11 protein-coding genes and 1 tRNA gene are annotated in these 13,911 nt (G+C 28.5%); 5 read left to right on the forward strand and 7 right to left on the reverse strand.

Going from position 1 to position 13,911, the window contains the following annotated elements:
• Positions 1 to 138: 138 nt before the first annotated feature.
• From ACZ5RS_RS07800 to ACZ5RS_RS07815, 4 genes are read left to right on the forward strand one after another with little or no spacing between them, the layout of a single operon-like run.
• Positions 139 to 1,401 carry an ABC transporter substrate-binding protein gene (locus ACZ5RS_RS07800; protein WP_464634161.1) on the forward strand — a complete coding sequence of 421 codons (1,263 nt, stop codon included), beginning with the start codon at positions 139 to 141 and terminating at the stop codon, positions 1,399 to 1,401.
• Positions 1,402 to 1,454: 53 nt separating this feature from the next.
• Positions 1,455 to 2,381, forward strand: a complete 927-nt coding sequence (locus tag ACZ5RS_RS07805; protein ID WP_464634163.1) for a carbohydrate ABC transporter permease — start codon at positions 1,455 to 1,457, stop codon at positions 2,379 to 2,381.
• Complete coding sequence (locus ACZ5RS_RS07810; protein ID WP_464634165.1) at positions 2,371 to 3,195, forward strand: carbohydrate ABC transporter permease; 825 nt, start codon at positions 2,371 to 2,373, stop codon at positions 3,193 to 3,195. Before ACZ5RS_RS07805 ends, ACZ5RS_RS07810 begins: the two co-directional genes overlap by 11 nt.
• Positions 3,195 to 4,937: a glycoside hydrolase family 31 protein gene (locus ACZ5RS_RS07815; RefSeq protein ID WP_464634167.1), complete on the forward strand. Its 1,743-nt coding sequence runs from the start codon at positions 3,195 to 3,197 to the stop codon at positions 4,935 to 4,937. The genes ACZ5RS_RS07810 and ACZ5RS_RS07815 overlap by 1 nt, the downstream gene beginning before the upstream one ends.
• Before the next feature lie 11 nt (positions 4,938 to 4,948).
• Here ACZ5RS_RS07815 and ACZ5RS_RS07820 read toward each other — a convergent pair whose 3' ends face one another.
• Positions 4,949 to 5,956, reverse strand: a complete 1,008-nt coding sequence (locus ACZ5RS_RS07820; protein ID WP_464634169.1) for a LacI family DNA-binding transcriptional regulator — start codon at positions 5,954 to 5,956, stop codon at positions 4,949 to 4,951.
• A 129-nt stretch (positions 5,957 to 6,085) separates the two neighbouring features.
• Between ACZ5RS_RS07820 and ACZ5RS_RS07825 the strand changes: the two genes are divergently transcribed.
• A complete protein-coding gene (locus ACZ5RS_RS07825; protein ID WP_464634171.1) occupies positions 6,086 to 8,425 on the forward strand; it encodes a glycoside hydrolase family 31 protein in 2,340 nt (779 codons plus the stop codon).
• Positions 8,426 to 8,553: 128 nt separating this feature from the next.
• On the opposite strand, the gene ACZ5RS_RS07830 is transcribed toward ACZ5RS_RS07825, so the two are convergent.
• The 6 genes from ACZ5RS_RS07830 to ACZ5RS_RS07855 form a co-directional block, all read right to left on the reverse strand.
• On the reverse strand, positions 8,554 to 8,901 hold the full coding sequence (locus ACZ5RS_RS07830) for a hypothetical protein (RefSeq protein WP_464634173.1): 348 nt from the start codon (positions 8,899 to 8,901) through the stop codon (positions 8,554 to 8,556).
• 14 nt (positions 8,902 to 8,915) lie between these two features.
• On the reverse strand, positions 8,916 to 9,806 hold the full coding sequence (locus ACZ5RS_RS07835; protein WP_464634175.1) for a cation:proton antiporter: 891 nt from the start codon (positions 9,804 to 9,806) through the stop codon (positions 8,916 to 8,918).
• 12 nt (positions 9,807 to 9,818) lie between these two features.
• Positions 9,819 to 10,265, reverse strand: coding sequence for a PTS sugar transporter subunit IIA (locus ACZ5RS_RS07840; protein WP_464634177.1), 447 nt, complete (start codon positions 10,263 to 10,265; stop codon positions 9,819 to 9,821).
• A 341-nt stretch (positions 10,266 to 10,606) separates the two neighbouring features.
• Positions 10,607 to 10,678 (reverse strand) — tRNA-Gly (locus ACZ5RS_RS07845).
• A 76-nt stretch (positions 10,679 to 10,754) separates the two neighbouring features.
• Positions 10,755 to 13,013 (reverse strand): AAA family ATPase, encoded by a 2,259-nt coding sequence (locus ACZ5RS_RS07850; protein ID WP_464634179.1) that lies wholly within the window; start codon positions 13,011 to 13,013, stop codon positions 10,755 to 10,757.
• Between the two features lie 7 nt (positions 13,014 to 13,020).
• Positions 13,021 to 13,716 carry a hypothetical protein gene (locus ACZ5RS_RS07855; protein ID WP_464634181.1) on the reverse strand — a complete coding sequence of 232 codons (696 nt, stop codon included), beginning with the start codon at positions 13,714 to 13,716 and terminating at the stop codon, positions 13,021 to 13,023.
• Positions 13,717 to 13,911: the final 195 nt, after the last annotated feature.

Genomic DNA, 13,911 nt, shown 5'->3' on the forward strand with positions numbered 1-13,911 from the left:
TTATAATTAAAAAATCCCAGATTTGTTTTGAAAGGTTTATCTGGGATTAAGTAGTAATAAGATTACTTTACTAGTTTAAGTATAGTAAATTCGCTTTTATTTGTATATGGAAAAAACATAAAAAACAAAGAGGAAGTAATGAGAAAAAATCGTATTTTTAAAATCATGACAACATGTTTAATCGCTTCACTATTTACAGGCGCAATTTTTGCACAAGGCGCAAGTGAAGATAATGGTACTATAACACTAAAAATGGAACAATATTCAGCAACAAATAGTAATGCATCAGGCCCAGCTTTAGATGCAATGATTGCAGAATTTGAAAAACAAAATCCAACTATCAAAGTTGAATTACAAACAATTGGATATAATGATTACTTTACACAATTGCAAAGTAAAGTAGTAGGTGGAAATGCTGCTGATGTATTCGAAATAAACTTTGAAAATTTCGTATCATATGCATCACAAGATACACTTGCTCAATTAGATGGTGAACTTGGAGATACTTCAGGTTTTAATAAAACAGCTTTAGATGCTTTTGTTTATGATGGAAAGCAATATGGTATTCCAAATTCATTCTCAAACGTTCTATTATTCTATAATAAAGCTTTATTTGATGAAGCTGGAGTTGCTTATCCAACTTCTGATTGGACTTGGGATGATATGGAAAAAGCTGGTGCAAAAATCAGAGCTTTAGGTAATGATATCTATGGTTTATATAGACCTTTAACTTTCCATGAATTCTATAAAGCAGCAGCTCAAAATGGTAGTAGTTTAATGAGTGCTGATTATTCTAAGTTTACTGTAAACACTCCTGTAAATATTAAAGTTGCACAAAGAATGGCTGATTGGCAAACATCAAGTAATATCATGCCTACAGATGCTCAAATGGGTGGAATGGGTGACTGGGATTTATTTAAAAGTGGTCGTTTAGGAATGATAGTTACAGGTATTTGGGCATTTAGTGATTTTACTGCTAATTGTTCTTTCCCTTGGGATGTAGCAATTGAACCTGGTAATACACAAAAAGCAACACACTTCTTCTCAAATGCATACGTAGTTAGTGCAACTTCAAAACAAAAGAGTGCAGCAGCTAAATTAGCATCATTCTTAGCAGGATCAAAAGAAGCAGCAAAAATTAGAGTTGAAGCAGCTTGGGAATTACCTCCTGTAGAATATCCTGATGTACTACAAGCATATTTAAATGCAACACCACCAGAAAATAAACAAGCAGTATTTGATAGCTTAAATTACTTAGTAACTCCTCCAGTTGTTCAACAACAAGCTGAGATGACAGCTATTATTGGAGATTATCTATCAGAAATAGTTTATGGGAAAATGGATGCAAAATCAGCATTGGATGCTTGTCAGAAAGAGTTAGAGGAAAAGATTTCTCTATAATGAAATACAATGCCGTTTTCTTGATTTGGAAACGGCATTTTTAGGAGTCAATAATGTTATCAAACGGAAGGACAGGGTGGAAGAAAGCATTACCGTTTCTATTACCAAGTTTAATAGGCCTATTTTTGTTTTCGTTTTTACCTATTTTGATATCTCTATTAATTAGTTTAACAAATTGGACAGGGATGTCTCGAGTAAGTCTTACAAGTGGATTCTTTACATTTATAAAAAATAATTTTATTGGAATTGATAATTTTAAATCAATTTTAAGTGATAATGAGGTTTGGGAAGTAATATCACATAACTTTTATTTCATTATTTTATATCTACCATTGATGGTAATTTTATCTTTAAGCGAAGCCTTAATTATTAATTCAAGTTTAAAAGGGAATGGTGCATATAGAGTTATTTTTTATATTCCCGTATTAACTAGTTGGGTTGCTGGCTCTTTAATTTGGAAATGGTTATTAAGTCCTACTTATGGACCTATAAATAATATTTTAATGGTGTTTGGGTTAAAAGGATCTTTGTGGCTTCAAAGTGAAATTATGGCTATGCCATCAATTGCTATAGCTTCTATTTGGAAAGATTTAGGGTTTTATGCGATGATATTTTTAGGTGGTCTTAGATCAATAAATCCATCCTATTATGAAGCTGCAAATATTGATGGAGCAAGTGGTTTTCAAAGATTTAGAAAAATAACTTTACCTATGGTTTCTCCAATAACTTTTTATGTAATAATGCTCTCTTTAATTAATGCTTTCCAATTATTCCCTCAAGTAATGGTAATGACTAAAAATGGAGATGCCGGTCCTAATGGGGCAACTATGGTTATGGTTGAACGTATTTATAAGTATGCATTTAGATATGGGAAAATGGGGTATGCTGCAGCTTTCTCTTGGATTCTATTTATGATTATATTTACTTTTACATTTATTCAAAGAAAAGCAGAGAAAAGGTGGGTAAATTATGATGTCTAGAAAAGTTAAATTTATTTCATATCATGTAATAGCAATAATCTTTTCATTTTGGGCTTTATTACCTTTTTTCTGGATGTTAACAACTTCTTTAAAAGATTCAGGTGCTTTATTAGCTATCCCAATTGAGTGGATTCCAAAAAATCCTACTTTTAAATCCTTTAGTAGATTATTTACAAATGAAGGAATTCTAAGAGCAATGATTAATTCATTAATTGTTACTGCTGGTTCTATTTTAATTAGCTTAGTTTCTTCTTCAATGGCAGCTTTTGCTTTTTCAAAAATTAGATTTAAGGGTAGTGATTTATTATTTGTTTTATTCTTATCCTCTATGATGATCCCATCTCAAGTTATATTTATTCCTTTATATTTAATTATGAATGAAATACATCTTACAAATACATTATTTGCTGTAATTGTACCTTGTATATTCCAAGCTTTTGCTGTTTTCATGCTGAAACAACAAATGATGGGAATTAGTGATGCATATTTGGATGCTGCTGCAATTGATGGTGCATCATTACCTGTTACCTTTTTCCAAATCATTTTACCAATGTGTAAAACAACTCTAATAACTTTAGCAATTATTGTTGGTATGGGTGCTTGGAATGATTATCTATTACCATTAGTTTTATTAACTACTAAAGAAAATTATACATTACAGATAATTTTAAATTCTCTTAATGGGCAGTTCTCTACTGAGTATAATTTATTAATGGCTGGATCTCTGATTTCAATGCTACCTCTAGTACTTTTGTATGCTATAGCACAAAAATATTTCTCAACAGGCTTACAAATGGGAGGAATAAAAGGATAATGTTATATTTAGATAAGAAAATAATTGAAAAAGATAAATTAGAGAAGCTTAATATTTTTAAAGCCGTAGCAATTTTTGAAGATAAATTGCAAATTAGCATTGATAAAGCTGATGGCCTTTGGGGTTTTGGTGAGAGATTTGATTATTTAAATCAAAAAGGATTAGTAAGAGAAAATCATGTATATGAAAAATTTACTAATCAAGGTAATCAAACTTATTTACCAATACCATTTTTCCTTTCCAATAATTTTGGTGTTTTTATAGATACTGATTATGTGTTTGAAATAAAATCAACAATTAAAAGTGATGAAACTTTAGTAGAAATATTTATAAATACAAAAGATGTAGATATACATATTTTTATAGGTAATCCTAAAAAGCAAGTACAATCATTTTTATCTCTAAATGAAGAGGTTGTTCTTCCTCCAAAATGGTGTTTTGGTCCTTGGATGAGTGCAAATAGATGGAATTCTCAAGAATTAGTATTAGAAATGGCTAGAAAAAATAAAGAATTAGGTTTTTTTCATACTGCTCTAGTAATTGAAGCTTGGAGTGATGAGGCAACTTTTTATAAATTTAATGATAAATCTTTATGGCCAAATCCAAAAAAAATGATTGAAGAATTAAATAGCTTAGGTTTGAATTTAGTTCTTTGGCAAATTCCAGTTTTTAAAAAATTGGAAGAAGGACGTGTTAATGAAACTCATCAAAAAGATTGTGAATATGCAATTGAAAATAATTTAGTTGTTAAAAAAGCTGATGGAAGTCCTTATACAATCCCAAAAGGAAGATGGTTTGAAGGTAGTATGGTCCCCGATTTTACAAATCCTAAAACTGTTGATTGGTGGTTTAGTAAGAGAAAATATCTTTTGGATATGGGTGTAAAAGGTTTTAAAACAGATGGCGGTGAATTTATTTATGATGATGAAGCATATTTTTTTGATGGTTCAACTGGCCGAGAAATGAAAAATAAATATCCTCTTTCTTATACAAAAGCTTATTATAAGAACTTAGGAGAGGATAGAGTCCTTTTTTCAAGAGCCGGATATATTAATTCATGGCAAACTCCAGTTTATTGGGGTGGAGACCAAATGTCACAGTGGTCAGAATTAAAGCATCAAATAATTGCAGGTTTAAATGCTTCTGTTTCTGGAATATTTTATTGGGGTTTTGATATTGCAGGTTTTGCTGGGGCTATGCCTACTAAAGAATTATATTTGAGAGCTTTTTTGGTTGGCACTTTTACTCCAATTATGCAATGGCATTCAGAACCAATTGGTGGACAATTTGCAGAATTTATGAAAAGTGAAGATGCAATTAATGATCGAAGCCCATGGAATATTGCTGATTTATATAATGATGATTCAATTATTGATATAACTAGAAATTGTTGTTTGATCAGAGAAAAACTTTTACCATATTTAACTTCTGAAGCAAAATATTCTAAAGAGAATCTAGTTCCAATGATGAAACCTATGTTTTTTGAACATAATCAAGATAAAAAAGCTTGTGAGATTGATGATCAATATTATTTAGGTAGAAGTTTATTAGTTGCTCCAATTTTACAAGAATCACAAAAAACTAGAGAGATTTATTTACCAGAAGGTAAGTGGTATGATTGCCAAACAAAAGAAAAGCTTGATGGTAATACTTCAATAAACAGAAAATACTCTTTATCAGAAATAGGCTTATTTATAAACTTAGATACTGATTTTAGCCTATTAAAAGGAATTTTGATTTAATAAATAGACCCTTATTTTAAATTTTTAACTGATGCTCTTTCAACTATATTAACATTGATTTTGATCTTATTTGGGAGGGCATTAGTCTTTTCAATCCGATCAAATAAAAGTTTAATAGCCATTTCACCTTTTTCTGTGATATTTTGATTTACAGTTGTTAATTTTGGATAGCAATATTTTGAAATTGTTAAATTATCGTAACCAATTATTGATAAATTGTCTGGGACTTCTAATCCTAAGTTTCTAATTCCATCAATCATTCCGATAGCTAAAATATCAGCAGTGGTAATAGCTGCTGTAATTTCATTTATTTTACCAATTTTCTGTCCTATAGAAATTCCATCTTCTAATGAAACATTTGTATTAAATATATAGGATTCATTTAGTTTTATATTATTTTCTTTAAGTGCTTTTTCGTATCCTTTGTATCTTAAGTCAATCAATTTATTATTTCTTCTTGGCGCTACTAAAGCAATATTTTTATGACCTTTATCAATTAAGTATTTAGTTGATAAGTAGGTTCCTTTTAAATCATCAATGTTGATTACCAAGGCATTATCACAATTTTGATAAGAATCAAAGAAAACAATTTCTGTTGAGACTTTATCTAGTAAATAACTAATATCAATATCTGCTTTTGGGAATATAAAAATAGCTCCATCAACATTCCAGCTATTTAGGAAGTTTATTGCTTCATCAAGAGTTGAAATACTTCTAATCATCGCAAAATAGCCTTTTTTACGTAATTTATTTTCAAGTATTCCAACTAATTGAGCAGTATATGGATCTGAGAATAAACTATCATTGTCATAAACTAAAGGGACAATAATTGCAATAATTTTTGAAGACTGGGCACTAAGGTTCCTAGCAGAACGATTAGGTATGTAATTATTTTCTAAAATTATTTTATTTACTTTTTCAACAGTCTTTTTTGATACTTTCGCATATTTTTTATTTATAACATTTGAAACTGTCATTTGGCTTACGCCAGCTAATTCAGCTATTTTTTTTATTGTCATAGTATTCCCAAACTTTTCATTATTTTTATTATCTTAACAATTTAATATATTTGTCAATCAATAAAAGTTTAAAAGTTTTTTCTTGACGTTTACCGATAAACCAATTAAGATAAAATCTGAGGTATTTTTATGGACAATTTTGTTAAGACAGAGGGGAATTCTATTTATTTTAAAAATCAAAGAATTACATTTTTAACAGATTCTCTCGTTAGATTAGAATATTCAGAGAAAAATCGATTTGTAGATGATAAAACCCAAATGGTTATAAATAGAGATTTTGATACTGTAAATTATTCTTATAATCTATCAGGTGATTATCTTGAAATAAAAACTAAAACACTATTCATTGAAACAAGTGGTAAAGAATTTTCTGCTCTATCTCTTAAAATTACATTAAGACAATCTGAGGATTTGTATTTTAATACATATCGTTATGGTGATAAATTAGATAACTTAAAAGGGACAGCTAGAACTTTAGATGAAGCAGATGGTGAAATTCCTTTAGAAGATGGATTATTATCGAAAAGAGGTTTTTCTCTTATTGATGACTCAAATAGCATGCTTTTAATAAATGATTATTATAAACAAAGAGAGAAGGGGAATAAAGATATTTATTTCTTTGGTTATAATCATAATTATTTAACTTGTTTAAAGGACTTCTATAAATTAACTGGTAAATCCCCAATGATTCCACGTTATGCATTAGGAAATTGGTGGAGTCGTTATTATCAATATACAACACAGAGTTATTTAGAGTTATTAGATAGATTCAAAGAAGAAGATATTCCGTTTTCTGTGGCTGTAATTGATATGGATTGGCATTTAGTCGATATTGATAGAATTTATGGTAGTGGCTGGACAGGTTATACTTGGAATAAAGAATTATTTCCTAATCCTAAAGATTTTTTAGAAGAATTGCATAATAGAGCTTTAAAAGTAACATTAAATGATCATCCTGCTGATGGAGTGCGCCCTTATGAAAACAATTATGATATAATGGCAGAAAAGATGGGTGTTGAAGATGGAGAGAGTGTTTTATTTGATGCTAGTAATAAAAAATATTTAGATTCATTACAAACTATTATTTTAGAACCTTTAGAAAATGATGGTGTTGATTTTTGGTGGATAGACTGGCAACAAGGAAATACTTCAAGAATTGAAGGTTTAGATCCTCTTTGGACATTAAATTATCATAGATTCCTTTCAAATCGGAAAAATAATAATAGGCCATTAATTTTCTCTCGATATGCTGGAGTTGGTTCTCATCGTTATCCTGTTGGTTTTTCTGGTGATACTTATATAACTTGGAAAAGCTTGGCTTTTCAGCCTAAATTTACTGTTTGTGCCTCTAATATTGGATACGGTTGGTGGTCTCATGATATTGGTGGTCATATGGGTGGATATAAAGATAATGACCTTATGGCAAGATGGACTCAATTTGGTGTATTTTCACCAATTATGAGACTTCATAGTAGTAAAGAAATATTCAATGGTAAAGAACCTTGGCGATATAATGATATTACACATAAGGTAATGTCTTCTTTCTTGAAATTACGACATCAATTAATTCCTTATCTTTATACAATGAATTATCAATCTTGGAAGAACGATATCCCATTAATAAGACCAATGTATTATTATCATAGTGAAGAGGAACAAGCCTATGAAATTGAAACCCAATATTATTTTGGATCTTCAATGATTGTCTCTCCTATAGTTACAAAACAAAACAAGAAATTACAATTAGGATCAGCTTTAACATGGCTACCAGATGGTATTTATTATGACTTCTTTAGTTCTAGAAAATATTTAGGAAATAGAACTATAAAAATGTTCAGAACTTTAGAGACTCTGCCTGTTTTAATTAAAGCTGGAAGCATTATTCCTTTAACAAATGATTTTAATGCACAAAATAATCCTAAATCCTTAAATCTTAAATGTTATATGGGATTAAATGGAGAATTTGAACTTTATGAAGATGATAATATAAGTGAAGATTATAAGAATAATAGAAATGTAATTACGAGATTTGAAAATAATTTTGATAATTGTGAATTTATCATTCATAAAAGTGTTGGAGATTTATCATTAATCCCAGAAAAGAGAAATTACAAATTAGAATTCATAGGTATTGCTGATACAAATCTAATAATTACTACTAATAATAATAAAATTGATTTTGTGAAAAAATATAATAATCAAAATAAATTATTAACACTTATTATCAATGATATAAAAACTGATTTAGATATTATAATTAAATTTGAGTCTTTGAATTTAGTCGATAAAGATAAAATTGAAGATTATAAATTAATATTGGACAGAAGTGAGATAAGTATTTCTTTAAAAGATAAGATATTCCATATTTTAGAAAAAAATAAAATTGATATTATAATTTCAGATTTGATTTCATTGAATTTAAATAATGATTTATATAATGCCTTAATGGAAGTTCTTTTATCATCATAAAATACATATTTAAGTTTTTAAGCTGTTGAAAAAAATTCAACAGCTTTTTTTATAAATAAATCCTATAAGTTGATAATGAATCTACTTTATAGGATTTGATTAAATTATATAAACTTTTTTAATTAAATTTAGTTTTCAATAAAACCATTTTCTTGTTCAAAAACAAGAGAAGTTGGTACTACATACATGTTCAAAATATCTTCTTTTTTTACAGGAACACCACCAGCTTCAAGGTTTGATATAAATTCTTTAGCATCATTTTTATCTTTAATATGAGCTAAAATTATTAGTTTTTCATCAGCATGTGCATCCCCGCCACTGAAGAATCCACTAAATAAGCTAAATTCACTTTCTAAACTACGGTTTAAATTTTTTGCATCCCAAATTGATGCTTTTTGGATACCAATACTTTGAAGAGCTAATAATACATCTTCTTTATAATCTATTTTTGATAATGATATAATTAATAAATTCATGGTTACTCTCCTTATTAGTCTTTATCAGATACATGAACTTCGCCAGCTTTTTTAAGGGCATAACGTGTCAATAATGGTCCTATAATCTCAGTGATAATTGTAGTAAATAAAAGTACATTGATTACAATTGTGGCCATTGTTGCTCCAGCACTACCATATTGAGGTAATGTGAATTCTTTGTTAATTGCAAGAGCTAATGCTAATGCTACACCAACTTGTGGTAGTAAAGCAAATCCAACTAAACTTCTTACAGTTTTTGGAGCTTTACCAATATGAGCACCTAATGAAGCTCCTCCAGTTTTACCAATACTTCTTGCTGCAAAGTACCAAAGTCCTAATACACCAATTTTTTTGATTAAAGATATATCTAAATTAGCACCACCAAGTATAAAGAATGCTGTTATAAATATTGGTGATAATCCAGTTACAATATTTGCACTTTTCTTACTTAATACAGGGGATGTATTTACAATTACAGCACCGAATGCCATAGCTGCAAGTAATTCTGATACTCCTATATATTCAGCAATACCAATTAATCCTAATAATAAAGCTGTATTTAATTCTGCTTGATATATGAATCTTAGTACTACAAATACTACTACAAATGCACCTAAGCTTTCACAAGCAACAATAGAAAATATGCTTTTACCTAGGCTTTTTATTACATCAACTTTTAATTCAATACCAATTGTAAAAGCTATCATCCCAAGCGCGATTGTTGAAATTGGACTGAATTTTGTTAACATCTCTGGTGTTAAAAGTTTTACAACTGATACGCCAAGAATTACTCCTAACAAAACAAATCCAGTAACCTCTGGGATTTTAATTTTATTTACAGCCACTTTTGTTGCATATGCTGCTCCAAAAATAACTGCTAAATAAATAAAAATATTTACTTCCATTCTACTGTGCCTCTATAAATCTGAAAATTGAGATAAAACTTCTTCTGGTGTTTTAGCCAAAAGTAAAGCTTTTCTTCTTTCCGGATTTCTTACTACAAGAGTAACTTTTGAAAGTATTTGAAGGTATTTAGTTTGCTCTTGAGCAGGACCACCAATTAAAAATACTAATTTAACAGTTTGGTCGTTACCAGCTTTCCAATCAGAAGGGTTTTTTAATACAGCTGGTATAATAAAGAATTTTGAAATACCTTTTAGTTTTGCATGTGGGATAGCAACTTGCCAACCTACATCTGTACTCATTATTGATTCTCTTTCGAAGATTGCATCTTCGAATTCTTTCTTGTCTGAAATATATCCTTTTTCTTTGGCTTTTGAGACCATAGTTGATAATATTTCGTTTTTGTCATCGTTGTTTAAAAATAGCACCGAATCTTTTGAAAAATAATCTATTACTCGCATTGCTTTTCTCCAATGGCAATATTCTATGTATTTAAACTTTTTTTGTAAAGGCTATTTACATAGCTTTTATTTAGATAGAAGCAATAAATTTATAAAAATTATATAATAATTATAGAAATGAGCAAATTTGGGAAATTGTTAAAAATTTGTTTAATTTTTTATTTATAATAACATTACATAGCCTATATATAGAAATATATCTAAAAAAAATATTAAATAATTCCTATTTGTATTGTTTTTAAAAATATGTTTATTTTTAATTTAATATTAACAAATTATTTAATTGTTTAAAATCAAATTTTGATAAAAAAAGAACACTGGTAAATAACCAATGTTCTAAGAGCGAAAGACGGGACTTGAACCCGCGACATCCACCTTGGCAAGGTGGAGCTCTACCACTGAGCTACTTTCGCATAAAATTTGTCTCTCAACTCGGATAAATATGCCAAAAAAGATTGTTTTTGTCTAGGGGGTAAATCAAAAAAAATGTTATTTAATTTTTTTGTGAATATCCTTCCATTCTTTTGCACCCTTTAAATCTTTGTTGGTTGATGGTTTAATATCCTCTTTTGATAATTTTATTACTACAACTTTATGATACCAATTAATATTTTTATTACCCAGTTCTTTGGTTAAAATGTTAATTAATTCATCTTTGTTATAAGAAATATTTAAATTATCAAGAGTAGGTGCATAAGTTTTTTCTACCCATCTTTTTATATCATTAGGATTAACATATCTGAGTTCTTTTTGAGAAAGTATTGAGTAATCAATAATATATCCTTTATTTTCAAAAAGAGAATATAGATCACTAAAGTTCCATCCACAAATACCTTCTTTATTATGTTTATATATTTCTTTTTCACTTTTATATATTAAATTTTTTGCTTCAGGATTAATTATAAATTGAGATAATTTTGAGCCTTCACTAGCTATTGTTTGAGCAATAGCAATATCACCATTTTTAGCTAATTTATTTTCAATTAACTTCAAAGTCTTTTCAGTTTTTGAGAAGTTTGAGAATTGATTTCTTATTATAATATGTTCGAAAAGCAAATCTTTATCTAAATTTTTAATAAAGGGTTCAAGTTTTTCATTTTTTACAAAAGGTTTGTTTAATTCTTCTAATTCTTGGCTATAGTGGTTTATATAATCATATTGCTGTTGTTGATCAACTTGGGCGCAAATATATCCTTCTGGAGTTTTTCTATAAGCATACCAAAGTAGTAATCCATGACCAGCTCCTAAAATTAATATACGATCAGATCTTATAATATTTATTTTTTCATATAGTTTATTTTTAATTTTTTCTAATAATGCACCACGTTCACTTGTTGTTCTTTTAAGCCAATTTTCTCTATTTTTGTCATCATAAGAAAAAGTAAGATTCTCAATAAAAGCATCATCTAAACTAGCTTCTAGTTGAGCTTCTCTCTTTGATAAAACTTTTTCTTTTATGTTGTTTTCATAACCTAATTCTCCAGGATTATAAAATATTTTTCCTTGAAGAGATGTAGGTAAGTACTGCTGAGCTACAAAGTGGTCTTTGTAAGCATGAGGATATAGATAACCTTCACCGTGCCCAAAACCTTCTTTATCTCTTGATGCATCTCTTAGATGGTTTGGAACCTCTGCATCCTGTTTTTCTTTTTCTACAGTACTGAGGGCATCAAAGAAAGCCATAGTTGAGTTACTTTTATCACAGGTAGATAAATAGAGTGCTGCATGAGTTAAATGAAAACGGCCTTCAGGAAGTCCAATTCTATCGAAAGCTTGAGCATCAGATATAACAACACTAATTGCATTAGGATCTGCAAGTCCAACATCTTCAGTTGCACTTATTAACATTCTTCTGAATATAAATCTTGGATCTTCACCAGCACTAACCATTTTTGCAAGCCAATAAAGAGTTGCATCTGGATCACTACCTCTAATACTTTTAATAAAGGCAGAGATAACGTCATAATGATAATCACCTTCTTTATCATATAATACTGCTTTTTGTTGGATACTTTCTTCAGCGGCTTCTTTTGAAATATATATCTTTGTGTTTATTTCTGGTGGAAAATGGTCTACTGAAGTTTCTACTGCTAACTGAAGAGCATTTAACAAACTTCTAGCATCACCTTTTGCGACATCAATTATATGTTCTAAAGCTCCATCTTCAAATTCAATTTTGAATTGGCCATATCCTCTTTCTTTATCTTTTATAGCTTGTTGAGCAATTAGATAAAGATCTTCATCAGTTAATTTTTTTAATTGGAATATTCTAGATCTACTAACTAAAGCTGCGTTTACTTCAAAGAAAGGATTTTCGGTTGTTGCTCCAATTAATATAAAAGTTCCATTTTCAACCCAAGGTAGGAGTGCATCTTGTTGGCTTTTATTCCAACGATGAACTTCATCAATAAACAATATAGTTCTAGTTTGATAGAAATCTCTTCTATCTTTTGCTCTTTCAATTTCTTCACGTAAATCTTTTACTCCAGATAATACTGCATTAAGGGTTGTAAAATGACTTTTTGTAGTATTTGCAATTACTCTAGCTAAAGTAGTTTTACCAGTTCCAGGAGGCCCATAAAAAATTACTGATGATAATTGATCTGCTTGTATGGCTCTTCTTAATAATCTACCTTTTCCGATTATGTGATCTTGACCAATATATTCATTTAGATTTCTTGGTCTCATTCTTGCTGCTAAAGGTTGTGTGTTTTCATTATTTGTTGAAAATAGTGTTTTATCTGACATTTATCTCTCAATCAATTGTTATTGTTGTAGGATCTATTGGTGTGTTTAATAGATCTAAAGCATTTTCATTTTCTGATAATTCATTCATTAAAGTTTTAATAAATACGGTTTTCAATCTAGGCATTATATTTATAGATATTGTTGTAGGGCTTTGTCTGTTTAAGTTTTCTAATCCTAAACAATATATGTTATATTCTTTTGCCATTGTGGTATATAAAATAGCTGAAGAATTTAAATTCTTATTTAAAATATTATCAATTTCTAAATATAATTCATCTCTATAAGTATTAAGTAATATGCTAGAACTTCTTTCAGTAATTATATATTTATTATTTACATTTGGATATATCAAAGGATAGTTCAATTTTTTGCTATAATTATATAACACTTTTTGTATTTCAAATAATGAATTTACATAAGAGAGATGAACCTCTTGTGTAAATTGATTTAAATTTTTATTTAAATATGGAATTTCATTTTTCTGTAAATCAAGATATTCAAAAGCATCTCCCATTATTTCTTTTAAACTTAAATCATTAAAAGAATTAGAATCTAAATTATAAATACTTTGTATTAATATATAATCCCTAATATCAGAAACTTTTGTTTGTTGTTGAGATATTGATACAACTTCAATGCTTTTGCATGAAAATAAGGAAAAAGATATTAATAAAAATGATAGGATATAAATCAACTTTTTCATATTATGTTATTATAGCATTGAAGGGGGAAATGATAAATAAAGCAATAATATTTTTTTATTTTATATTCACATAAAAAACACAATATTTATTTCTTTGTTATATAAATAATTATTAATAATTTTTACTATTTATTATTTATTTAATATCATTACCGCCTTGACGATTTATAATTACTGAATTAAGTTTTAAACATA

The organism is Pleomorphochaeta caudata, from assembly GCF_055395745.1.

Coding starts and splice junctions, on each gene's coding strand:
- ACZ5RS_RS07830 (WP_464634173.1), bottom strand. CDS start 8,901: ATGAATTTATTAATTATATCATTATCAAAAATAGATTATAAAGAAGAT.
- ACZ5RS_RS07820 (WP_464634169.1), bottom strand. CDS start 5,956: ATGACAATAAAAAAAATAGCTGAATTAGCTGGCGTAAGCCAAATGACA.
- ACZ5RS_RS07825 (WP_464634171.1), top strand. CDS start 6,086: ATGGACAATTTTGTTAAGACAGAGGGGAATTCTATTTATTTTAAAAAT.
- ACZ5RS_RS07810 (WP_464634165.1), top strand. CDS start 2,371: ATGATGTCTAGAAAAGTTAAATTTATTTCATATCATGTAATAGCAATA.
- ACZ5RS_RS07835 (WP_464634175.1), bottom strand. CDS start 9,806: ATGGAAGTAAATATTTTTATTTATTTAGCAGTTATTTTTGGAGCAGCA.
- ACZ5RS_RS07815 (WP_464634167.1), top strand. CDS start 3,195: ATGTTATATTTAGATAAGAAAATAATTGAAAAAGATAAATTAGAGAAG.
- ACZ5RS_RS07805 (WP_464634163.1), top strand. CDS start 1,455: ATGTTATCAAACGGAAGGACAGGGTGGAAGAAAGCATTACCGTTTCTA.
- ACZ5RS_RS07850 (WP_464634179.1), bottom strand. CDS start 13,013: ATGTCAGATAAAACACTATTTTCAACAAATAATGAAAACACACAACCT.
- ACZ5RS_RS07855 (WP_464634181.1), bottom strand. CDS start 13,716: ATGAAAAAGTTGATTTATATCCTATCATTTTTATTAATATCTTTTTCC.
- ACZ5RS_RS07800 (WP_464634161.1), top strand. CDS start 139: ATGAGAAAAAATCGTATTTTTAAAATCATGACAACATGTTTAATCGCT.
- ACZ5RS_RS07840 (WP_464634177.1), bottom strand. CDS start 10,265: ATGCGAGTAATAGATTATTTTTCAAAAGATTCGGTGCTATTTTTAAAC.